Source organism: Bradyrhizobium sp. ORS 285, from assembly GCF_900176205.1.
Lineage (GTDB): Bacteria > Pseudomonadota > Alphaproteobacteria > Rhizobiales > Xanthobacteraceae > Bradyrhizobium.
This window is the reverse complement of sequence record NZ_LT859959.1, coordinates 6999659-7023140: the sequence shown is the minus strand read 5'-3', so window position 1 is coordinate 7023140 and position 23482 is coordinate 6999659. Positions and strand designations below refer to the sequence as shown.

18 protein-coding genes and 1 pseudogene are annotated in these 23482 nt (G+C 66.4%); 8 read left to right on the top strand and 11 right to left on the bottom strand.

From position 1 onward, the window contains the following. Positions 1-32: 32 nt before the first annotated feature. The 3 genes from BRAD285_RS31570 (at position 33) to BRAD285_RS31560 (ending at position 2810) form a co-directional block, all read left to right on the top strand. Entirely contained in the window at positions 33-1202 is a 1170-nt protein-coding gene (locus BRAD285_RS31570; protein ID WP_006615399.1) for an acyl-CoA dehydrogenase family protein, read from the top strand. Then, a complete protein-coding gene (locus tag BRAD285_RS31565; RefSeq protein WP_006615400.1) occupies positions 1202-1855 on the top strand; it encodes a glutathione S-transferase family protein in 654 nt (217 codons plus the stop codon). Before BRAD285_RS31570 ends, BRAD285_RS31565 begins: the two co-directional genes overlap by 1 nt. Before the next feature lie 163 nt (positions 1856-2018). Further along, positions 2019-2810 carry an AraC family transcriptional regulator gene (locus BRAD285_RS31560; protein WP_035648872.1) on the top strand — a complete coding sequence of 264 codons (792 nt, stop codon included), beginning with the start codon at positions 2019-2021 and terminating at the stop codon, positions 2808-2810. A 19-nt stretch (positions 2811-2829) separates the two neighbouring features. Here BRAD285_RS31560 and BRAD285_RS31555 read toward each other — a convergent pair whose 3' ends face one another. Beyond that, entirely contained in the window at positions 2830-5358 is a 2529-nt protein-coding gene (locus BRAD285_RS31555; protein WP_006615402.1) for a cation-translocating P-type ATPase, read from the bottom strand. 202 nt (positions 5359-5560) lie between these two features. On the opposite strand from BRAD285_RS31555, the gene BRAD285_RS31550 reads away from it, so the two are divergent. From BRAD285_RS31550 to BRAD285_RS31535, 4 genes are all read left to right on the top strand, one after another. Beyond that, positions 5561-6427, top strand: a complete 867-nt coding sequence (locus BRAD285_RS31550) for a 3-keto-5-aminohexanoate cleavage protein (RefSeq protein WP_006615403.1) — start codon at positions 5561-5563, stop codon at positions 6425-6427. A 120-nt stretch (positions 6428-6547) separates the two neighbouring features. After that, positions 6548-8146, top strand: coding sequence for an AMP-binding protein (locus tag BRAD285_RS31545; protein ID WP_006615404.1), 1599 nt, complete (start codon positions 6548-6550; stop codon positions 8144-8146). Between the two features lie 140 nt (positions 8147-8286). Beyond that, positions 8287-9903, top strand: a complete 1617-nt coding sequence (locus tag BRAD285_RS31540; protein ID WP_006615405.1) for an acyl-CoA carboxylase subunit beta — start codon at positions 8287-8289, stop codon at positions 9901-9903. Between the two features lie 14 nt (positions 9904-9917). Then, positions 9918-11876 carry an acetyl-CoA carboxylase biotin carboxylase subunit gene (locus BRAD285_RS31535; RefSeq protein WP_006615406.1) on the top strand — a complete coding sequence of 653 codons (1959 nt, stop codon included), beginning with the start codon at positions 9918-9920 and terminating at the stop codon, positions 11874-11876. Positions 11877-12225: 349 nt separating this feature from the next. On the opposite strand, the gene BRAD285_RS31530 is transcribed toward BRAD285_RS31535, so the two are convergent. From BRAD285_RS31530 to BRAD285_RS31510, 6 genes and pseudogenes are all read right to left on the bottom strand, one after another. Then, on the bottom strand, positions 12226-12540 hold the full coding sequence (locus BRAD285_RS31530; protein ID WP_006615407.1) for a response regulator: 315 nt from the start codon (positions 12538-12540) through the stop codon (positions 12226-12228). A gap of 34 nt (positions 12541-12574) precedes the next feature. After that, the gene (locus BRAD285_RS31525; RefSeq protein ID WP_006615408.1) at positions 12575-13948 is read right to left on the bottom strand and encodes a sensor histidine kinase; all 1374 of its coding nucleotides are present in this window, start codon (positions 13946-13948) and stop codon (positions 12575-12577) included. Between the two features lie 323 nt (positions 13949-14271). Next, positions 14272-14580 carry a hypothetical protein gene (locus BRAD285_RS31520; protein WP_006615409.1) on the bottom strand — a complete coding sequence of 103 codons (309 nt, stop codon included), beginning with the start codon at positions 14578-14580 and terminating at the stop codon, positions 14272-14274. 3 nt (positions 14581-14583) lie between these two features. After that, positions 14584-15333 (bottom strand): CBS domain-containing protein, encoded by a 750-nt coding sequence (locus tag BRAD285_RS31515; RefSeq protein WP_006615410.1) that lies wholly within the window; start codon positions 15331-15333, stop codon positions 14584-14586. A 95-nt stretch (positions 15334-15428) separates the two neighbouring features. Then, positions 15429-15761 carry a hypothetical protein gene (locus BRAD285_RS36455; RefSeq protein WP_244563600.1) on the bottom strand — a complete coding sequence of 111 codons (333 nt, stop codon included), beginning with the start codon at positions 15759-15761 and terminating at the stop codon, positions 15429-15431. Positions 15762-15959: 198 nt separating this feature from the next. Next, a pseudogene (locus BRAD285_RS31510) lies at positions 15960-16933 on the bottom strand (AMP-binding protein); the annotation flags it as partial. Between the two features lie 354 nt (positions 16934-17287). Between BRAD285_RS31510 and BRAD285_RS31505 the strand changes: the two are divergent. After that, positions 17288-18475: an ABC transporter substrate-binding protein gene (locus BRAD285_RS31505; RefSeq protein ID WP_006615413.1), complete on the top strand. Its 1188-nt coding sequence runs from the start codon at positions 17288-17290 to the stop codon at positions 18473-18475. A 157-nt stretch (positions 18476-18632) separates the two neighbouring features. On the opposite strand, the gene BRAD285_RS31500 is transcribed toward BRAD285_RS31505, so the two are convergent. The 4 genes from BRAD285_RS31500 to BRAD285_RS31485 are packed head-to-tail and all read right to left on the bottom strand — an operon-like array spanning position 18633 to position 23237. Then, positions 18633-19025 (bottom strand): MAPEG family protein, encoded by a 393-nt coding sequence (locus BRAD285_RS31500; protein ID WP_006615414.1) that lies wholly within the window; start codon positions 19023-19025, stop codon positions 18633-18635. Between the two features lie 21 nt (positions 19026-19046). Beyond that, entirely contained in the window at positions 19047-20129 is a 1083-nt protein-coding gene (locus tag BRAD285_RS31495; RefSeq protein ID WP_006615415.1) for a lipocalin-like domain-containing protein, read from the bottom strand. Further along, a complete protein-coding gene (locus BRAD285_RS31490; protein WP_006615416.1) occupies positions 20119-22581 on the bottom strand; it encodes an ABC transporter permease in 2463 nt (820 codons plus the stop codon). The genes BRAD285_RS31495 and BRAD285_RS31490 overlap by 11 nt, the downstream gene beginning before the upstream one ends. Further along, entirely contained in the window at positions 22578-23237 is a 660-nt protein-coding gene (locus BRAD285_RS31485) for an ABC transporter ATP-binding protein (protein WP_035648879.1), read from the bottom strand. The genes BRAD285_RS31490 and BRAD285_RS31485 overlap by 4 nt, the downstream gene beginning before the upstream one ends. Positions 23238-23482: the final 245 nt, after the last annotated feature.

Below are 23482 nucleotides of genomic sequence, written 5' to 3'. Positions count from 1 at the left end.
TGACCTCGCCCGAATTGACGAGAGGAAATGGAATGCTCTTCACCGCCGATCACGACGAACCGCGCCGCATCCTGCAGAAGTTCATTGCTGCCGAGATCAATCCCCATGTCGACGAATGGGAGGAGGCCGGCATCTTCCCGGCGCATGAGCTGTTCAAGAAGCTCGGCGATCTCGGCTTCCTCGGCCTCAACAAGCCGGTCGAGTTCGGCGGCCAGGGGCTGGACTATTCCTATGCGCTGATGATGGCGGAAGAACTCGGCGCCATCAATTGCGGCGCCATTCCGATGGCGATCGGTGTGCAGACCGACATGGCGACGCCGGCTCTGGCACGGTTCGGCTCCGACGAGGTGCGCAAGGAATTCCTGGCGCCGGCGATCTCCGGCGACTACGTCGCCTGCATCGGCGTGTCCGAGCCGGGCGCCGGCTCCGACGTCGCATCGATCAAGACCCAGGCGCGCGCCGACGGTGACGACTACGTCATCAATGGCGGCAAGATGTGGATCACCAACGGCACCCAGGCGGATTTCATCTGCCTGCTCGCCAACACCAGTGACGGCCCGGTCCATCGCAACAAGTCGCTGATCTGCGTGCCGATGAAGAGCAAGGGCGTGCAGGTCGCGCGCAAGCTCGACAAGATGGGCATGCGCTCGTCCGATACGGCGCAGATCTTCTTCGACAATGTCCGGGTGCCCAAGCGCAACCGGGTCGGCGAGGAGGGCATGGGCTTCACCTACCAGATGATGCAGTTCCAGGAGGAGCGGCTGTGGGCCGGCGCCGCCTGCCTCAAGGCGCATGAGGCGATCATCAATGCGACCATCGAGTACACGCGCAACCGCAAGGCGTTCGGCCGCTCGATCCTCGACAACCAGGTCGTCCATTTCCGCCTCGCCGAGCTGCAGACCGAGGTCGAGCTGCTGCGCGCGCTGACCTATCAGGCGGCGGAAGCGCTGGTGGCCGGCGAGGACGTGACGCGGCTCGCGACCATGGTGAAATTGAAGACCGGACGGCTCGGGCGCGAACTCACCGATGCCTGCCTGCAATATTGGGGCGGCATGGGCTTCATGAACGAGACGCCGGTCAGCCGCGCCTATCGCGATTCGCGGCTGAGCTCGATCGGCGGCGGCGCGGATGAGGTGATGCTCACGATCCTGTGCAAGATGATGGGCACCTTGCCGGGCATGGGCAAAGCAGGGAACGCCTGATGATCACGCTGTATCATTGCGACGGCGCCCGCTCGTTCCGCCCGCTGTGGATGCTGGAGGAGCTAGGGCTCGACTACGAATTGAAGATGCTGCCGTTCCCGCCGCGGGTGCTGGCGAAGGAGTATCTCGCGATCAACCCGCTCGGGACGATCCCTTATCTGATCGATGGCGAGACGAAGATGACGGAGTCCTCCGGCATCTGCCACTATCTCGGCGTCAAGCACGGGCCGACGCCGCTGATGGTCGGGCCTGAGGAGGCGGGCTATGGCGCGTTCCTGAACTGGATGTACTTCTCCGATGCCACGCTGACGTTCCCGCAGACGCTGGTATTGCGATACACGCAGCTCGAGCCTGAGGAGCGCCGCTCGCCGCAGGTCGCGACCGACTATGCCAAATGGTTTCTGGGCCGGTTGCGCGCGGTGGAGGCAGCGACTGGAAATGCCGAGTTTCTGTGCGGCCGCTTTACGGCGGCGGATATCGTGATCGGCTATGCGCTGCGGCTCGCCGACACGCTCAAGCTTTCCAAGGAATTCGGGCCGAATGTGGCGGCCTATTGGGCGCGCCTGCAGCTGCGCGATGGCTATCAGCGGGCGCACGCGGCCGAACAGCGCGCCGGTGTGGAGCAGGGCATCAAGCCGCGCGTCAGGCCGTGAGTTGCGCACGTCATTTCGCTGAAGATTCCCGGGCGATGCATCGCGGAGCGTGGAGTTAACCGCGACAAAAATCGGCAGTCGTCGCCGATGACAGCGGCGCGAATTGCGCTATGGTTCTCCTCCAAAGAAGCGGCCGGCAGAGCCGCGTCTCAGGAGGAAGACCATGGATGTTGCCCGCCGGGACTCCGGCCATCTCATGCTGATCACGCCCGAGCGCGTCTTCTACGCCGGGCTGCTCGGTCGACCGCGCCAGCGCTGCTCGGGCGCGCTGCATATCTATGTCGCGCTCACCGGCAGCCTGCGCCTGCTGCCCGAAGGCGGCGAGCCGCGGTGCGGCGAGCTGCTGGTGGTGCCGCCGAACAAGCAGCACACGATCGAGAGCGACTACCGCACCGTCATCGTCGTGACGATGGAGCCGGAGAGTGTGCCGATCGGCACGCTGGATCGCTTCGCAGCCAAGGTCACGCGCGAGGCCGACGCCTTCGCCTGCCGTATCCGTGCGGCCTATGAGGAGCTGGTGCAGCGGCCGCTCTCCGGCGACGTCACCAGCGCGGTGTTCGACCGGCTCTGCTTCGGCGAGGTGCTGCCGCAGCGGACGCTCGATCCGCGCGTCGTCAAAGCGATCGGCCTGATCAGCCGCTTCTCCGGCGAGCCGGCGACCGCCGAGAGCTGCGCCGCCGCGGTGGGCCTGTCGACCTCCCGCTTCCTGCATCTGTTCAAGGAGGAGACGGACATCTCCTTCCGCTCGTTCCGCGCCTGGAAGCGCGCGCGGCATCTCCTGAACTACGCCAACCAGGATCTCAACCTGGCGCATCTCGCGCAGGACATCGGCTATCCCGACTCGACGCATTTCAGCCACTCGATCCGCCGCTTCTACGGCCTGAAACCGCGCGCGATCTTCTCCGGCTCGCGCGATCTTGCGATCTATCGCGCCGGCGAGGCCGCGTTGACCTGATCGGCCCTGGCGCGCCTCGTCAGCGCGGCGCGCAGCGGAATTTCGACAGCTCAAGCACGATCAGCGTGCTGATCGCGGCCGCCGCGGTCAGCGCGAGATCGTCGGCGTGCAGCGGCCCGAACCTGAACAGCGCGGCGACCGGCGGGACGGTCAGACTGGTCGCGAGCACCGCGATGACGATCGCGATCACCGATAGCAGCACGCGGTTCGGCCGGAGCAGCGCCTCGCGCAGCGAGCTCGAGAACGAGCGGTTGACGAAGATCAGGCTGACGATCACCGGCACCAGGGTGAAGAACACCAGCGCGCGGAGCTCGTCATCGGGCATGCCGTTGCGGTGCGCGAGCAGCAGCACGCCGCCGGTGGTGATGATCGCGAGAACGCCCTGCAGCGCGCCCCATAGCACCAGCGGGCGCGGCAGTAGCGCTTCCAAGGGATCGCGCGGCCGCCGCCGCATGATGTCGTCCTCCTCGGTCTCGGCCTCGAACACCAGCGAGCAGACGGGATCGATGATCATCTCCAGGAAGGCGATGTGAATTGGGCCGAGCAGCAAGGGAAGCCCCGTCAAAAGCGGCAGCAGCGCCAGCCCCGCGATCGGGAAATGCACCGCGAGAATGAAGCTCATCGCCTTGCGTAGATTGTCGTAGATCCGCCGGCCCAGCCGGATCGCTTTGACGATCGAGCCGAAATCATCGTCGAGCAGCACGATCGCCGCAGCCTCGCGCGCGACGTCGGTGCCGCGGCCGCCCATCGCGATGCCGATATGCGCCGCCTTCAGCGATGGCGCGTCGTTGACGCCGTCGCCGGTCATGGCGACGATCTCGCCATCGGCCTTCAGCGCCGAGACGATGCGCAGCTTCTGCTCCGGCATGATGCGGGCGAACGCAGTCGGCGTGCGTGCCGCTTGCGCCAGGACGTCGTCGTCGAGCGTTGAAAGTTCCGTGCCGGTGATGACGCGTTCGGGATCGAGCCCGGCCTGCCGCGCGATCGCCGCCGCCGTGGCCGGATAGTCGCCGGTGATCATGAGGATACGGATGCCGGCGGAGCGGCACTCGGCGACGGCTTGGGGCACCTCCGCGCGCAGCGGATCGGCGAAGCCGACGAGGCCGCAGAAGCTGAACGCGAAGCCCTGCTGCGTCTCCGGGAGCGGGCCGCCGCTCCATCGCGCCTCGGCGACGCCGAGCACGCGCAGGCCTTCGGCGGCGAGTGTCTCGATGCGCGCCTGGAGCGTGGCGAACTCAGCACCGGTGAGACCGCACAGCTTTGCAATCGCCTCCGGCGCGCCCTTCGCCGCGACGACACTGCCGCCCTGTCGCGACCACACGTTGGTCATGGCGAGCAGATCCGGCCGGAGGCCATAGCGCCGCTGCAAGCTGGCCTCGGCGCTCGCCTCTGTGCCGATCGCCTGCAGCGCTTTCTCCATCGGGTCGTGCGACTGTGGGTCGCAGGCGCGCACGGCGGTCGCGACGAGGTCGCGGAACTCGGCCGTGACGGCATCGGGCGATGCCGTCACCAATTGCAGTACGGTGCCATCCGCTTGCACCAGCCGCGCCACCATCATGCGGTTCTGCGTTAGGGTGCCGGTCTTGTCAGTGCACAGCACGGTGGCCGCGCCGAGCGACTCGATCGCGGCAGCGCGCCGCGTCAGCACGCGGGCCTGCGAGATGCGCCAGGCGCCCATGGCGAGAAACACGGTGAGCACCACCGGAAATTCCTCGGGCAGCATCGACATGCCCAGCGCGATGCCGGCCAGCAATCCTTCCAGCCAGCCGCCGCGATACAGTGCGTAGAGCACGACCGTGATCGCCACCACGATGCCGCCACCGATCGCGAACGCCATCACCAGACGCCGTGTCTGCTGACGCAGCCGCGGCGTCTCGGTCTCCAGCGTGCTGACCGACTGTCCGATCCTGCCGATCGCGGTCCGCGGCCCGGTCGCCATCACCTCGGCGATGCCGCCGCCGCGCACGACGAGGCTGCCGGAGAACACGAAGGGCTGATCGTCGCCGCCGGCGGCGGCGGGCGAGGCGCCGTCCGCATCCGCCGCCGGCCGCTTGCGCACGGGCACGGATTCGCCTGAGAGCAGCGATTCATCGATGAGCAGATCGTCGCATTCGCGCAGCACCGCATCCGCAGCGACACGATCGCCTTCCGCCAGCACGATGAGATCGCCGCGCGCCACCTCGCGGCCGGCAATGCGGATGCGCTCACCGTCGCGGATCACCAGCGCGCGCGGGCTGGAGAGGTCGCGCAGCGATTCCAACACGCGCTCGGTGCGCGCCTCCTGCACGATGGTGATGAACACCGATGCCGAGGCGAATACGCCGAGCAGCACGGCTTCGGCCATATCGCCCAATGCGAGGTAGATGCCGGCGCCCGCAAGCAGCAGGAGCAGCATCGGTTCCTTCAGCACGTCCGCGATCAGCCGGATGATCGACCGCGCGCCCGCCTGCGGCAGCTCGTTGAAGCCCTCTTCCTGCAGCCGGCGCGCCGCCTCGGCGGCGCTCAGCCCATTCGGAAAGGTCGGCGCCGGTTGTGTGTCGCTTGACATTGCACGCTCGGTGGGGAGGACGAACAGGAACCGCTTAGCGTCGATGGCAGGTCGCAGGCTTGATGCAAAGCAATAACGAGAAAGCGCCGTTTCAACCAGCGAGTCAACGCAAGCAGATCGCGCCGCGACGTCATCATATGGGCCAACATCTGCACAGCGCTGCTTGCGCGCAAGCTTTCATCGAATGAGTGCCAGCACTGCCATGAGCAACAAAGCCGTCATCACCTGCGCGCTGAACGGCGTGCTCACCGATCCCCGGCAGCATCACGTCCCGGTCACGCCGGAGGAGATGGCGCGCGAGGCGCGCCGCGCCTATGACGCGGGCGCTGCGATCATGCATATCCATCTGCGCCAGCAGGCGCCGGGAAAGGGCCATCTGCCGTCGTGGGAGGTGAACGTCTCGCGCGAGATCCAGCAGGCGATCCGCGAGGCCTGCCCCGGCGTGATCATCAACCACACCTCCGGCGTTTCGGGCCCGAACTATCATGGCGCGCTCGACTGCATCCGTGAGACCCGGCCGGAGATCGCCGCCTGCAATGCCGGCTCGCTGAACTATCTGAAGGTCAAGGCGGACAACAGCTGGGCCTGGCCGCCGATGATGTTCGACAACTCGGTCGAGAAGATCGGCGACTATCTCGCCGTCATGAAGGACGTGAACACGATCCCGGAGTTCGAGTGCTTCGACGTCGGTATCGTGCGCTGCGTCGGCATGTACCGGCAGACGGGAATGTATAGCGGGCCGCTCGAGTACAATTTCGTCATGGGTGTCGCCTCGGGCATGCCCGCGGATCCGGAGTTGCTGCCGATCCTGCTCAAGCTGAAACTGCCGGAGGCGCATTGGCAGGTCACTGCGATCGGCCGTGCCGAGATCTGGCCGCTGCACCAGCGCTGCGCGGAGCTTGGCGGTCATCTGCGGACCGGGCTGGAGGACACGTTCTATCTCGCTGACGGAACCAAGGTGACGTCAAATGGGCAGCTGATCGAGGCGATCGCCGGTTGTGCGCGCCGCGCGGGCCGCGAGATCGCGAGCCCAGCCGAGGCGCGGCAGATGTTCGGAACGGTGAACTGACGCAACATGCCTCCGTCATTGCGAGCGCAGCGACGTAATCCAGAGCTACGCATGACGCCCCTGGATTGCTTCGTCGCCTTCGGCTCCTCGCAATGACGCGGATGGAGAGGGACCAAAACCATGACCAACCTCGACGTCACAGGTGGTGTGCCCGGTCCTGGCCGTATCGGCCGGGTCGCGATCGGCGATCTGCTGAAGCGCGCGGCGCGTCGCTTTCCGGATCGCGTCGCCATCACGGACGGCGGCCGCCAAGCGACCTTCACCGAGCTGGAGCGCGATTCCAACCGGTTCGCGAACCATCTCGTCGCCAAGGGGCTGAAGCCGGGCGAGACAATCTCCACGGTTTGCAACAACTCGATCGACCTCGTCAAAGCGCTGTTCGGCATCCATCGCGCCGGTCTCGTCTGGGTGCCGATCAACACCATGCTCGGGCCGGCCGACATGGACTACATCCTCGGCCATGCCGAGGTGCGCTTCGCTGTGATCGATGACAATCTCCATGCGCAGCCCGAGCGCCGCGCGGTGTTGGAGAAGCGCGGCGTCGAGCTGGTCGCCGTCGACCTCGCCGGAACGGCGAAAGCGGCCGGGCTGGCCAGCTTCAACGATCTGATCCAGGGCCAGTCCGACGTCGAGCCTGAAATCGAGATCAACGATCGCGATCTCGCGATGATCATCTACACCTCCGGCACGACGTCGCGGCCGAAGGGCGCGATGCATTGTCATCTCGCCGTGGTCATGGCCGTGATGAGCAACTGCATCGAGATGCAGCTGTCGCGCGACGACGGGATCACCGGGCAGTTCCCGCTGTTCCATTGCGCCGGTCACGTGCTGCTGTTGAGCTATCTCTCGGTCGGCGGCCGCATGGCGCTGATGCGCGGCTTCGATCCGGTCGCCTGCATGGAGGCGATCGTGCGCGATCGTCTCACCGTGTTCGTCGGCCTGCCGCTGATGTACCAGGCGATCCTCGATCATCCCCGCCGCAGGGAGTTCGATCTCTCGCACCTGCGCACCTGCCTCTACACGATGGCGCCGATGAGCCGGCCGCTGCTGGAGCGCGCCATCCAGGAGCTGTGCCCGAACTTCGTGCTGACCAGCGGCCAGACCGAAATGTATCCGGCGACGACGATGTCGCGGCCGGAGGTGCAGCTCAATCGGTTCGGTAATTACTGGGGCGAGTCGCTGTTCGTGAACGAGACAGCGATCATGGACGATGCCGGAAATCTGCTGCCGCCGGGCGAGATCGGCGAGCTCGTGCATCGCGGCCCCAACGTGATGATGGGATACTACAAGGACCCGACATCGACCGAGGAGGCCCGCAGGTTCGGCTGGCACCACACCGGCGATCTCGCCGTGATTGACCAGGGCGAGGTGCTGTGCCTCGACCGCAAGAAGGACATGATCAAGTCCGGCGGCGAGAACGTCGCCTCGGTCAAGATCGAAGAAACATTGCTGGCGCATCCGGCGGTGCAGAATGCCGCCGTCGTCGGCCTGCCGCATCCGCAATGGGGCGAGGCGGTCTCGGCCTTCGTCAAGCTCAAGCCCGGAGCCGTCGCGAGCGAAACCGAGCTGCTCGAGCACTGCCGCAAGTCGCTCGGCGGCTTCCAGGTGCCGAAGCTGGTGCGTGTGCTCGAGGAGATGCCGATGACCGCCACCGGCAAGCTGCGCAAGGTCGAGCTGCGCCAGGCTTATGGCGAGCATTTTGCGGCGAAGAGCGCGTGAGGCGTGCCACAAACTCCATCGTCATTCCGGAATGGCCCGCAGGGCCAGGCCCGGAATCCATACTCCCGATCGAGGTTATGGATTCCGGGCTCGCGCTTCCGCGCGCCCCGGGATGACGGTCAATAGCGAGACCGTTGCTTATGGCCATCATCGACAACACCATCTCTCCCACCGGCGCCGCCTTCCAGGCGAACCGCGACGGCATGTTGGGCCTCATCGCAAAAATGCGCGATCTCGAAGCGCGGACGCGCAATGCCTCGGCGGCGGCCAAGGACCGCTTCCATCAGCGCGGCCAGCTTCTGCCGCGCGAGCGCGTGGCACTGGTGCTCGATCCCGGCGCGCCGTTTCTGGAGCTGTCGACGCTCGCCGGCTACATGTTCGATACGCCCGATCCTGCCAAGAGCGTCCCGGGCGGCGGCGTCATCGCCGGCATCGGCTTCGTCGCGGGCGTGCGCTGCATGGTCTCGGCAAACGATGCGGCCATCGATGCCGGCGCGCTGCAGCCTTACGGCCTCGACAAGACCCTGCGCGTGCAGGAGCTCGCGCTGGAGAACAAGCTGCCTTACGTGCAACTGGTCGAGAGCGCCGGCGCTAACCTCCTGCGCTACCGCGTCGAGGACTTCGTTCGTGGCGGCAACATCTTTCGCAATCTGGCGCGGCTGTCGGCGGCGGGCCTGCCGGTGGTCACCGTGACGCACGGCTCCTCGACGGCGGGCGGCGCCTATCAGACCGGCCTGTCGGACTACATCGTCATGGTGCGCGGCCGGACCCGCGCGTTCCTGGCCGGTCCGCCGCTGTTGAAGGCGGCGACCGGCGAGATAGCGAGCGAGGAGGAGCTCGGCGGCGCCGAGATGCACACGTCGATTTCCGGCCTCGGTGACTATCTGGCCGAGGACGATCGCGATGGCCTGCGCATCGCCAGGGAGATCATGGGCAAGCTGAACTGGGACCGGCCGTCGCACGATGCGCCGGCGGCGAAGCCGCCGCGCTACGATCAGGAGGAGCTGCTCGGCATCATGCCGCTCGACCACAAGCGTCCCGTCGACATGCGCCAGGTGATCGCGCGGATCGTCGACGACAGCGACTTCGTCGAGATGTCGCCGAACTACGGCCCGGCCACGGTCTGCGGCCACGCCCGCATCGAGGGCCAGGCGATCGGCATCGTCACCAACAACGGCCCGCTCGATCCGGCCGGCGCCAACAAAGCGACGCACTTCATCCAGGCCTGCTGCCAGAGCCGCACGCCGATTCTCTATCTCAACAACACCACCGGCTACATGGTCGGCCGGGCCTATGAGGAGGCCGGCATGATCAAGCACGGCTCCAAGATGATCCAGGCGGTGACCTCGGCCACGGTGCCGCAGATCACGATCTATTGCGGCGCCTCGTTCGGCGCCGGCAATTACGGCATGTGCGGCCGCGGCTTCCATCCGCGCTTCTGCTTCTCCTGGCCGAACGCCAAGACCGCCGTGATGGGCGGCGAGCAGGCCGCCGAGACGATGGCGATCGTCACCGAGGCCGCAGCGGCGCGCCGCGGCAAGCCGGTGGAGCGCGAGAAGCTGGATGCCATGAAGGCCCAGATCATCGGCGTGTTCGACAGCCAGATGGATGTGTTCGCGACATCGGCGCGCGTGCTCGACGACGGCGTGATCGATCCGCGCGACACCCGCGCGGTGCTGTCGGAGGTGCTGTCGATCTGCCGCGAGGCCGAGGCGCGCGAACCGCAGCGCATGCAGTTTTCGGTGGCGCGGCCATGAGCGGAGAGCAGACGATGTCGCGCCGGCCGTTCCACAAGGTGCTGATCGCCAACCGCGGCGAGATCGCGCTGCGCGTCATGCGCACGGCGCGCCTGCTTGGTCATGGAGTGGTCGCGGTCTATTCCGACGCCGACGCTGACTCGCCGCATGTGCGGCTCGCCGATCAGGCCGTCCGCATCGGCGCGCCGCCGCCGGCGCAGTCCTATCTGAACATCCCGGCGATCATCGCCGCTGCCAAGGCGACCGGGGCAGATGCCGTGCATCCCGGCTACGGCTTCCTCGCCGAGAACGAGGATTTCGCACAAGCGTGCAGGGACGCAGGCCTCGTCTTCATCGGACCATCGCCGGAGGCGATTCAGGCGATGGGCAACAAGGCGGGCGCCAAGGACATCATGCAGCGCGCCGGTGTGCCCTGCGTGCCAGGCTATCAGGGCGAGGACCAAGGCGACGAGGCGATGCTGCGCGAGGCGCGGCGCATCGGCTTCCCCGTGATGATCAAGGCGGTCGCCGGCGGCGGTGGACGCGGCATGCGTCTCGTTAGTGATGCAGAAGCGTTCCCGGATCTGCTGCGCAGCGCGCGCTCGGAGGCCGCGGCGGCGTTCGGTGACGGCACCGTCATCCTGGAAAAGGCGATTCAGAATCCGCGGCACATCGAGATCCAGGTGTTCGGCGACAGCCAAGGCAATGCCGTGCATCTCGGCGAGCGCGACTGCTCGGTGCAGCGGCGGCACCAGAAGCTGATCGAGGAGGCGCCGTCGCCGGCCGTCAATGCGGAACTGCGCGCGCGCATGGGAGCGGTGGCTGTGCAGGCCGTGAAGGCGCTAGGCTACGAGGGCGCCGGCACCTTGGAATTCTTGCTCGATGCTGACGGCCAGTTCTACTTCATGGAGATGAACACGCGGCTCCAGGTCGAGCATCCCGTGACGGAGGCGCTGACCGGGCTGGATCTCGTCGAGTGGCAGCTCCGCGTCGCCGCGGGCGAACCGCTGCCGTTGCGCCAGGAGCAGATCAGATTCGAAGGCCATGCCATCGAGGTCCGGCTGTGCTCGGAGGATGCCGCTCACGACTTCATGCCGCAATCCGGGCGCATGGCCTTGTGGCAGATGCCGGAACAGATCCGCGTCGAGCATGCGCTCGAATCCGGCGCGGAGATCCCGCCTTATTACGACTCGATGATCGCAAAGCTGATCAGCCATGGCGCGACCCGCGAGGAAGCGCGCGCACGGCTCATCACCGGATTGGAGCAGGCTGTCGCGCTCGGCGTGACGACGAACCAATCGTTCTTGTTGTCGTGCCTGCGGCATCCGGCGTTTGGCGCGGGCAAGGCAACCACGGCATTCATTCCCGCCCATCGTGACGAGCTGCATGCGCCGGCTGCCGGCTCGGCCGACACGGCGCTTGCGGCCTTGCTGCTCTCGGTCAGTCATCCGCTGACGCATCCCATCCGGGGGGGACGCTCCTTGGCTGCGAGCTTTGCGACGCCGTTACGGTTCGAGATTGGTGGCGAGGTCATGGAATGCGAGCTGTTGCGCGAGCGCGACGGCAGCTATTGCGTGGCGTCTGACGGCTCCGAGCATCGCTGTGAGATCGTCTCGCTCACCGGCGACATGATCCGTGTCCGTCACGCCGACGTCACCGAAGGCGCGCGCTTCGTGCGCGACGGCGATCGGCTGTTCGTGCAACATCGCGGTCAGACGCTGACGCTGCGCGATCTGACGCTGGCGGCGCCGCAGTCCACTGCGGCGGCTGGCGGCGACGGCAAGGTTCGCGCGGCGTTGAATGGGCGCGTGGTCGCAGTGCTGGTCAAGCCCGGGGATCGCGTCGCACTGGGCCAACCGGTCGTGACGCTGGAAGCGATGAAGATGGAGCACGTCCACACGGCCGGTCTCGCCGGCACTGTGAGCGCGATCGAGGTTGCCGAAGGCGATCAGGTGACGACGGGACGAATCGTGGTGGAGATCGCAGGTGAGTAGCTGGCCGGGGCGCGCGTGGTCATCAGGTCCTTGGATGTAGACCTCCCGTGCCGCTGCCCCTCACCCCAACCCTCCCCCCGTAAGAACGGGGCGAGGGAGCGCACCGACCTTGTGGCGAATGGCTCGTGCCACGTTGACGATCCGAACCTAAATCATTGAGGCAATCGCTCTCGGCATCGGCGGTTCAACCTCTCCTCGCTCTTTGCGGGGAGAGGTCGGATTGCGCAGCAATCCGGGTGAGGGGCATGGCACTGACGTAGTCTGCGGGAGGTCTATCGGAGTCGCATGTCGGCGCCACACGTATGCGCCGCACGCAGCTGTCGTCAAGTCTCAGTAGGATAGCTGCGTCTCAGCGCGGCAGCTGCCGCCTTAACGTCGCGACCAGCCGCGATGTCTGAAACGGCTTCGACAGCAGTGGGGCGGTGGCGAATTCTTCCGGGCACTGGTCGACGGAATAGCCGGTGACGGCGACGAACGGGACGCCTTCAGCCATGAGCGCGCGGGCGATCGGGGCCGAGGTCTCATGGCCGAGATTGACGTCGAGGACGGCGAGATCGCAGCGGTGCCGTTGCAACAAGTGCAGGGCCTTGCTCACCGTGGGCGCCACACCGACGATGGCAAAGCCTGCTTCCTCCAGCTCGATCGACAGATCGAAGCCGATCATCGGATCGTCCTCGACGATCAGGACGTTGATCTTGTCAGCGACGGGCATGGTTGTTGCTGCGGCTGAGGCGTTGCAGGGGGCACCTCAAGTGCCAGCGTAGTCCAGTTGGTGCGAAGTCGACCTCCACCGCTGCGTCGAGCCCGGCGCGCACCATGTCCGAGATCACGCGGCTGCCAAAGCCCCTCTGCTCGGGGACAGTGACCGGTGGTCCGTCACTCTCGTGCCAGCTCATGTCGAAATCGTCGCCGTCGCAAGACCAGTTGAGGGCGATCCGCCCTTCGTCGCCCGACAGCGCGCCGTATTTTGCGGCGTTGGTGGCGAGCTCATGCACAGCCATGCCGATCGCCTGAGCGGCCTCCGGCGTCAGCTCGATCTGCGGTCCGGCGATGGTGATGCGGTTGCCGATCAGGTCGCGGAAGGCGCCGAGCTGCGAGCGCACGAGGTCGGCGATTGGAATGAAGCGCCAGTCGTTCTGGATCAGCAGATCCTGGTTGCCTGCGATCGCCTGCAGCCGCTCGAGAAAGCGGTTCAGATCGAGCTGCCTTCCATGCCGCGTCATCTGCCGCGCGATCGCCTGCACCAGCGACAGCATGTTCTTGCTGCGATGGTTCACCTCGGCGAGCAGCGTGCGCAGTTGCTCCCTCGTCTGACGCTTGTCGGTGATGTCGCGCACGATCTTGGAGGCGCCGATGATGCGGCCGGTGGAATCACGCACCGGCGAGACCGTCACCGATACATCGATCAGCGCGCCGTCCTTGCGCAGGCGGACCGTCTCGAAATTGTCGATGATCTGGCCCGACACGACGGTAGCGAGGATGCGGTCCTCCTCGGCCTGGCGCTCGCCGGGAATGATCGTGCGGATCGATCGGTTGATCATCTCGCCTTCCGAGAAGCCGAAGATGCGCTCGGCGCTCTTGTTCCAGCTGGTGACGGTGCCGTCCAGCGTCTTGCTGACGACGCCGTCCGAGGACGAGGCGACGATCGCGGCAAGCATCGCCGCGCTGCGCTGCGCCGTCTTGATCGTGGTGACGTCGCGCAGGATCCCGGAAACGCCAATGACCTGACCTTGTCCGTCATGGATCGGCGAGTAGGTGATGGCGACTTCGATCGGACGGCCGTCCTTCGCCAGCCGCACGGTTTCGAAACTCTCGATCGGATCTCCGCTGCTGACGCGATCGCGGATCGCCAGTGCCTCACGCTTCAGCTCAGGAGGCACGATGTCCAGAATCGACTGTCCGATCATCTCGGCGGCGCTATAGCCCAACATCCGTTCGCACGCCGCATTCCAGCTGCGAACGATTCCGTCCGTGGTCGTGCCGAAGATCGCGTCGGCAGACGCGTTCACGATCGCGGCGAGGTAGGCCGCATCGTCATCGGTCACGCGGGGGGCGCCGGGCATTCCGTGCACGTCGCACGCTCCTTGCTAGCAGTTCGGCAGAGAAGATGCCGCGCACCCGATTACCAACTCGTTTGTGTACGAATGCAAGTTCTATCTCGTTCGCTGCTTGTTGTTGGCTTTTTTCCGGCAACGAGGACAAGGAGCACCGCCGTCGGCAGACCGCGAGGGGTCGTGCGACGTGCTCCAGCTCACGGCGGCGAGTACACGAAACGTCGACTTGACAGTTTTGTTCCAAAGGATCTGGCGGAAAACAGCGAAGGCCCTCCGCGGCGCATCCCGTACCGGGGTGCGGCGCACAGTCCCGTCGATCAGCACCCGCCTGACGTGACTGATTACCTCCCCAGGCTGAGGATGTAGCCGGCCAGATCGTTGGCGTCGGCGGCGCTCAGCGGGCTGTTGGCCATGGTGGCGTGCGGAAGCAGCAGGAACTTCACCAGCATGTCCCTGGTCAGGCCCTCCTTGGCGGCGATGGCAATGAAGGGCCGTGCGCGACGGAACCGGGGCGTCTCAGTGCCGACCACATGGCATTCGGCGCACCAGCGTTCCGCAAGCCGGTGTCCATGGTCGAGATTCTCAGCTGCCGCGGGTGTCAGGAGCAGCAGCAACAGCGATGGTGCCAGAAACGGGCGCACGGCGAGCACTCCTCACAGCGGCTGGTCGTCGTCTGTCGAGGGCTGCTCCTGCAGCGAAACGATGTCGCCGCCGCCCAGTTCCTCTTCGGGGGGCGGGTAGACCCACATGTGGTCGCGGACGTCCCGGACGCCCTGCACGCTCTTGGCCGCCACGATCGCCGTGGCGCGTTCCTTGTCATCATGCACCGCGCCGGTGAGATGCGCGACGCCGTTGCGGACGACGACGTTGAAGCGGCAGTGCTTGCAGGCGGCGTGGTCGAGCGCATCGAGGATGGCGCTGCGGATCTCGTCGTCGTCGCGGCTGGGCGCCGGCACGGTGTTGGCGAGATCGGCCAGGGTCTGGACGAAATCAGTGTGCGTCACCATGCCGGCCAGTTGGTCACCATTCACGACCGGAAGCCGCTTGATGCTGCGCTTTTCCATGATCTCGGCGAGTTCTGCCAGGCTGGCATCCGTGCTGACGGTCACCGCAGGCCGGCTCATGATGTCGCCGACGGTGCGGCCATGGGAATGAACGAAGTCGGCGGCGATGCGGCCGCGCCCGACCAGCAGGTCGAGCCAGCGCCCCTGCTTGCGCTCGGTGCCGAGCTCGGCCCGCCGCAGGAAATCGCCGTCGGTCACCATGCCGACGAGCCGGCCGGAGGCGTCGACCACGGGCAGCCCGCCGATATGGTTGCGCAGCATGATCCGGGCTGCCTCGGCCACCGGAGTTCCGGGCGTCACCGTGATCACGGATCGGGTCATGATTTGATGAGCGCGCATATCGTGTCTCGCGAAATCGCTGCGGTCGCAATCGATGGAGCATAGCGACGCCACGCTGTGCGCGCTTGACCAGGATCAACGCCAGCCGCGCCGCCCTACACGATCCGCGATGTCTTGTTGCCCCAATAGCGGTCGCGCAGAAGGCGTTTGTAGAGCTTGCCTGTTGGCAGCCGCGGCAGCTCCTTCTCGAAATCGATCGAGCGCGGCACCTTCTGCCGCGACAGCGACTGACGGCAGAATGCGATCAGCTCTTCCTCCAGCTCGGGCCCCGGCATGACGCCGGACATCGGCTGGATCACCGCCTTCACCTCCTCGCCGAGATCGGGATTGGGCACGCCGAACACGGCGGCATCGGCGACCTTCGGGTGCGTGATGAGGAGGTTCTCGCATTCCTGCGGATAGATGTTCACGCCGCCGGAGATGATCATGAAGGTGGCGCGATCGGTGAGATACAGATAGCCGTCGGCATCGACATAGCCGACGTCGCCGACCGTGCTCATCGTGCCGTCGGCCGAGCGCGCCTCCCTGGTGCGCTCGGGGTCGTTGAAGTACTCGAACGGCGATCCCGTCTTGAACCACACCGTGCCGGCGGTGCCGGTCGGGCAGGGCTGCATGGTCTCGTCGAGAATATGCAGGTCGCCGAACAGCACCTTGCCGACGCTGCCGCGATGCGCCAGCCATTGTTCGCTGTCGCAGGCCGTGAAGCCGAGGCCCTCGGTGGCGCCGTAATATTCGTGGATGATCGGGCCCCACCATCTGATCATGTCCTCCTTGACCTGGGCGGGGCGGGGCAGGGCGCAGCAGCGTGGATTGCGATCTCCAGCGAGGACAGGTCGTAGCGGCTGCGCACATCCTCGGGCAGCTTCAGCATGCGCGAGAACATCGTCGGCACCAGCTGCGTATGCGTGATGCCCCACTGCTCGACGAGCTGGAGATAGCGTTCGGGTTCGAACGTCTCCATGATCACGGCGGTGCCGCCGTTGCGGATCGTGAGGTTCACGGCGGCCTGCGGCGCGGAGTGATACAGCGGCGCCGGCGACAGATAGATCATGCCCTCGCGATAGCGCCACAGCTTCTCGAGGAAGTCGAAGATCGGCAATTGCTGCACCGGCGGCTGTTCGGGTAGCGGCCGCAGGATGCCTTTCGGACGGCCTGTCGTGCCGGAGGAATACAGCATCGCGGTGCCGACGCTTTCGTCTTCAATCGGCGTCACCGGCAGACCCGACGTGACGTCTTGCAGGCCGACGACGCGTTCGCTCTCACCCGGGCCGTCGGCGACGATGCACAGCTCGATGCCGGGCGCCTCCTTCAGCGCCTCGCGCGCGACGTCGAGCTTCGCGGCCGAGGTGATCAGGAGCCGCGACTGGCTGTTGTTGAGGATGTAGGCGAGCTCGCCCGGCGTCAGATACGAGTTCACGCAGGTGAAATAGAGCCCGGAGCGTTCGCCGGCGCCGCACGCTTCGAGATAGCGGCTGTTGTTCTCCATGAAGATCGAATAGTGATCGAGCCGCTTCAGGCCGTGCTTGCGGAACAGATGTGCGAGCCGATTGCTGCGCGCCTCCAGCTCGCGATAGGTCACCGCTTCACCGGTGGAGGCCATGATAAAAGCGGGCTGCAGCGGACGCAGCCTTGCGTGCTTGCCGGTGTACATGTCTGCTCCCTCGCATGGCCGTCCGGCAGAGGCGTAGGTGCACGCGGGGAGGCAAGGCGAAGTGACACGGGCAATGTTCGCGTCACGCGCTCAGGCTGTTTCCATCCGGCGCACTATCCTCACGGGACGGCCGCTTGTTGTTTGCCTGCAGTCTAGCGGACGGGTTCCACGCTGATCAACCGTGGTCTCAGTCCTTTGGCTGAGGCGGGAAGGGATGGGCGGGACCGGGGTTCTAGCCTAACATGAGCGCGCATTCCGAAAACGAATGACTTCTCAGAAGCAAGAAACTCCGGGAGAGACGATATGAATTCGCGTTGGTTGGCCTTTGCGGCCGTGGGTGCGCTGATGGTGGCCGCGCCGGCCTCGGCACAGGTCAAGATCGGCATCCTCAACGACCAGTCCGGCGTCTATGCCGATTACGGCGGCAAATATTCCGTCGAGGCCGCCAAGATGGCGATCGAGGATTTCGGCGGCGAGGTGCTGGGCCAGAAGGTCGAGCTGGTCACCGCCGATCATCAGAACAAGCCGGATCTGGCGTCCTCGATCGCGCGACGCTGGTACGACACCGAAGGGGTCGACATGATCACGGAGCTGACGACCTCTTCGGTCGCTCTCGCGGTGCAGGAACTGTCGGCTGAAAAGAAGAAGATCGACATCGTCGTCGGCGCAGCGACCTCGCGCATCACCGGGGACGCCTGCACGCCCTACGGCTTCCATTGGGCGTTCGATACCCATGCGCTCGCGGTCGGCACCGGCGGCGCGCTGGTCGAAGCCGGCGGAAACACCTGGTTCTTCCTGACCGCCGATTATGCCTTCGGCTATGCGCTGGAGAAGGACACCAGCGATATCGTCACCGCCAAGGGCGGCAAGGTGCTGGGCTCGGTGCGCATCCCGCTGAACTCCTCGGACTTCTCGTCCTTCCTGCTGCAGGCGCAGAGCTCCAAGGCCAAGATCATCGGGCTTGCCAATGCGGGCCTCGACACCACCAACTCGATCAAGCAGGCGGCCGAGTTCGGCATCGTCAAGGGCGGCCAGAAGCTCGCGGGTCTCCTGATGACGCTGGCCGAGGTCAACGGCCTCGGGCTCGAGGCCGCGCAGGGCCTAATCCTGACCGAGGGCTTCTATTGGGACCACGACGACAAATCGCGCGCCTTCAGTGAGCGTTTCATGAAGCGCACGGGGCGCATGCCGAGCATGATCCACGCCGGCACCTATTCGGCGACGCTGTCCTATCTCAAGGCGGTGAAGGCGGCCGGCACCAAGGAGTCGGATGCCGTTGCCAAGAAGCTGAAGGAACTGCCCGTCGATGACGCGTTCGCGCAAGGCAAGGTGCAGGCCAACGGCCGCATGGTCCACGACATGTACCTGTTCGAGGTCAAGTCGCCGGCCGAATCGAAGAAGCCGTGGGACTACTACAAGCTGCTCGCCACGGTGCCCGGCGACAAGGCGTTCTTCTCTGCAAAGGAGAGCGGCTGTCCGCTGACGAAGTGAGCTGCCGCATCATCGGTGTCGTCCCGGCGAAAGCCGGGACCCATACCGCGTGATCTGTCTTGAGGCAGGCTGGCCGTTGAACAGCCCGGCTAACCAACATCCGCCGGGGGTTATGGGTCCCGGGTCAAGCCCGGGACGACAGCGGAGGGCGGAGCTATCAGCCGTGCAGGAGCCGCCACACAATTGCGATCAGCGATCCCACGAGCAGCGCCAGCGCTGCCAGCGCCTGCACGCCGAAGCCTAGGCCGCGCTTCTCGGCGGCTTTGGCGTAGGACACCATGTACATCGCGCGACCGGCGATCCAGACCAGGCCGATCAGCGCGGCGATGACGTCACTGACATAGATCGCGAACAGCCACAGCGCCGGCAGGAAGATCGGCAGCCATTCCAGCGTGTTGACCTGTACCCGATAGGTGCGCTCGAAATCGGCATTGCCGGTGACGGCCGGCGCCTTCACGCCGAATCTGGCGCGCGCCTGCGCCACCCGCACGGCCATGTAGAAGAAAAGCATCAATGCGAGCACGGTGACGAGTGCTGTGTAGTGATACATGCGTGGGTCCCCCTTTGATTTCTAATATCCCGTCAGCTCGAGATAGCCCACCCCCGTGTGGCTGCCCTTGAAGCTGATCGGTCCTTCCCAATACGGCACGCGGGTGCCCATCCAGGCGTTCGGATTGAGCGGTACGCTGTCGATCGCGATGCCGAGCGCTGATATCTCGACGTGCCAGCCGACCGGCAGCTTGCGCTCGTTGATTGCGACCGTCTCCGTCGGCCGCATCGCGATGTCGCCCGGCCCGAGCGGGCGCGCGGCGCCTTCGGCCGTAATCCAGGTGCCGGAGGTGTAGTCGCCATTGCCCTGGCGCATCCGATACAGCATCAGCTTCTCGCCGCCGGAAAAATGCAGCGCGAACCAGTCCCAGCCGCTCTGGTCCGAGGCCAGCGGCTGGCTACTCCATTCGCGGTCGAGCCAGGCCATGCCGGTCACCTCGACCGGCTGGTCGTCGAAAGCGATGCGACCGCGCGCGCGGTAGAACGGCTGGCTGTAGTAGTACGAAGCCTGGCCGCGCTCCGACTTGCGGCTGTAGCCGCCGATGCCCTGCAGCACCACCGGACGATCCGCCTCGAGATGCAGCGCATAGGAGAAGTCGGCCGCGCTCGCGCTCATGTCGAGAGGCGCCAACGTCTGATCGTCGGTCGCGGCCGAGCCGCGCAGCTGCCAGTCATCGATCCAGGCCTGAAACGGTTTTGCTTCGACGCCGGCCTGGCCGACGCCGCCGCGCGCGAACTTCTCGGTCGAGCGGTGGCTGTCCGCGCGGGTCACCGCGGCATGCGCCATCCAGAGCTGCTGATTGTCGAAGCCCCGTTCTTGCGGTCCAGGCCGCGCCGCCGAGCGGAACAGCGTCCATTGCAGGCCGTAGGCCTTGCCGCTGGCATCGCTGAGATTGGCGGTGATGTACCACCATTCGATGCGGAAGTCGTCGTGGGGACCATGGTCAGCCGGGAAGCTGAAGCTCTTGCCCGGGGTCACCGGTGCAAAGCCCTCCGCGCTGTCGGCGAGGCCGGCAAAACCCTGCGCGCGCGCGAGGCGTGGCAGCGCCAGCAGGCCGAGCCCGCCGATCAGTCCGCGGCGCGTGATCGTGGCGCTAGCGCTCAATGGTGAACGTCCTTACGAGATGGGCCGGCTGCATCCGCGCGAGCCGCAGCACCGGCAGCAGCGAGGCGATCAGGGCCGCGACGAGCGTGACAATCAACAAGCGGATCAGCTGCAGCGGAAACACGTCGAACGGCAGCCGCCAGCCGAACGCCTTCACGTTGACGATCGCGATCAGGCACCACGCCACCACCAGCCCGAGCGGCAGCGCCAGCAGCGCGGTGAGGCCGGCGAGCGACAGCGTCTTCAGTAGCTCGACCTCGGCGAGCCGGCGCCGCGTCAGCCCGATTGCCCAGAGCGGCGCAAGCTGCGGCAGCCGTGAATTGGCGAGCGTGAGCAGGCTCGTCAGCAGCGCGATCGCGGCGACGCCGAGCGTGAAGGTGTTGAGCGCGCCGGTCACCGCAAAGGTGCGGTTGAAGATCTGCTTGGACTCCTGCTTGACGGTCGCCTGATCGACGACATTGCGGCCGTCGAGTCCGAACTTGTCGGTCAGCGCGCTGATCAGTCCAGGCACGTCCGCCGGCGCCGCGCGCACCGCCATCCGCGTGATCGGCGTCGCCGGAAAACGCCGTGTCAGCGCCGCGACGTTGACGGTCACCTGCCCCTTCGGATTGCCGTAGTCGGCATAGATGCCGGCGATGCTGATGCGCCAGTCGCCGGTCGGTGCTGATATGTCGATGCTGTCGCCGAGCGAAAGATGGAGCCGGCGCGCCAGCTGCTCGCTGACGAAGCCGGCATCGCCGCGCACCAGCTGCTTCCATGCGTCTTGGTCGGCCTGCAGCAACGGCCAGTGGTCGCGATAGGTGTCGTGATCGGGCAGGCCGAGCACGTCGATCGGCGCGCCCGCGAGCTGCGTCTCGGCGCGGCCGCCCGGCAGCACCGCCTGCGCCTCGGGCCGCGTGCGCAGCCAGCCTAGAATCTCGCGCGCCTGCGCTTCATCGGCGGCGCTGATGTAGATGTCGGCCGCGAGGCGGCCGTCGAGCCAGACCAGAAAGGTGCGGCTGAACGTCTCCACCATGGTCGCGACGCCGACATTGACGGCCAGCGCCAGCAGCAGCGCCATCAGCGCCAGCGACAGCCCAGAGATCTGCTGCCGGCTGTCGGCCCAGAACCATTGCGCCAGCGCCGCCCGCGCGCCGCGCTCGCCGAGCCGCAGCACCAGTTCCAGGATCGCGGGCAGCAGCAGCGCGGCGCCGAGCATCATCGCGGCGAGCACGCCGAAGCCGGCGAGCAGCGACTGCCCGAGCCACAGCAGCAAGCCGGCCGCGACGAAGAAGGCGAGCGCGACCGCGCTCTGCAATCGCAGCCAGCGCCGCTGCGCCTCCTGCCACGCATAGGGCTGCGCGGTCGACAGGATCGGCAGCCGCATCGATTTGACCAGGCTGGTGGTGGCGGCGGCGAGCGCGCCGGAGACGCTGATCACGAGTCCGGCGAGCCACCATTCCGGCCGCAGGCTCAGCTCGCCCGGCACCTGCGCGCCATAGAGGCCGCGCAACGACGCGGCGACATTCGGCAGCAGCGTCGCCGCGATGACATAGCCGCAGACGAGGCCGACCATACCGGCGACCAGTGCGAAGGCGATGAGCTCGCCGATCAGCACGGCGTTGAGCTGGCGCGCCGACACGCCGCAGGCGCGCAAAGTGCGCAGCACGGGCAGCCGCTGCTCGAAGGCGAGGCCGATGGCGGAGTTGACGATGAACAAACCAACGACGAAGGACAACAGGCCGAAGGCGGTGAGGTTGAGGTGGAAGCTGTCGGTGAGCCGTTCCAGATCGGTCTCGGCCTCGGGCTGCACGAGCTGGAGTCGGCCGCCGGCGAAGCTCTGCAACGGGGCGCGCTGCCCCGGCGTCTTGCCGAGCAGGAGCCGCGAGATCTGGCCGGGCTTGTCGAGCAGCCGCTGCGCATCGCTGATGTCGACGACGAGCACGCCGGGCGCGAGCTGCTGCTGCACCATCAGCGGCGGCAGCATGGCGTCATTGCTGAGCCGCGGCGTCGCGCCGTCTTTGAGATCGAGATCGGCCAGCGTCTCCGGCGAGATCAGAGTGCGATGCGGCGGCGTCAGGAATGCCTCGAGCTCGCTGCGCCCGACCATCGGCGCATCGCCGACCTCGCGGGGAATGCTGAACGGCTCGATGCCGAGCAGCCGGATCGAGCGGCCGTCGATCTGCACGCGGCCTTCGACCACCGGCGACACCGGCCAGCCGGCGCGGCGCAGCTCGGCGAAAACGCTTTGCGGCAGCATCTTGCCGTTGCGCGCGACCAGCATCGGCGTGCGCGCGCCGCCGAAGATCGCGGCCGCGCGATCGTAGGAGTTGCGCGCCTGCTGGTTCAGCGCCTGCACGCCGCTCCACAGCGCGGTCGCCGAGATCAGCCCGATCAGCAGGGTCGCGAGCTGCATCGGATGCCGCCGCCAATGGCTGAGCAGCACGGCGAGGATCCAGAGAGCGCGCGTCATGCGACGCGGCCCGCATGCAGATGCACGTGACGGTCGAGCATCGCGGCGAGACGTGCGCTGTGCGTCACCATCAGGAAGCCGCAGCCGGTGCGCGCGACGAGATCGCGCGTCAGCGCCATCACCTCGTCCGCGGTGTCCTCGTCGAGATTGCCGGTCGGCTCGTCCGCGAGCAGCAGCGTCGGCTTGATCGCTAGTGCGCGGCCGATCGCGACGCGCTGCTGCTGACCGCCGGAGAGCTGCTCGGGATAGCGCTTGAGCAGCGGCTTCAATCCGAGCCGCTCCACCAGCTCGGTGTGCCACGCCGGATCATGCCGTCCTGCGAGTCGCGCCTGGAAGCTGAGATTGTCCTGCACCGACAGGCTCGGCACCAGGTTGAATTGCTGGAACACGAGGCCGAGCCGCTCGCGCCGGATCGCGGCGCGCCCGGCATCGTCGAGCGCTCCGACGGATGCGCCGTCGAGCACGATGTCCCCGCCATCGGCGGCATCGAGCCCGGCGATGAGATGCAGCAGCGTGCTCTTGCCGGAGCCGGATTCGCCGGTCAGCGCCACGCGCTCGCCTGGGGCCACGTCGAGATCGACGCCGCGCAGGACTTTGATCGGCTCGCCGCCGGATCGGTAAGACTTGGTGAGATGACGAACGCTGAGCACGAGCATGATCAAGGTTATTGCATCACAACATAGCAAGGGCCAACGCGAACATCACGCGCTCGTTCTTCGCGTTCCCCGGCCTGTGCCGGGATGTCATGGCGGTCCCATCATGCCCAGGTTGCGGGAGCTGCCATCCGCATCCAAGGAGGGTAAATTCTCGCGTTGCAGCAACAACTTAGCTTGCGCGCCGGTTGCCTGCGGATCAGGTTCGTGGGTAGCATCGACAAAACGCCCGGACCACAGCGGCGGAT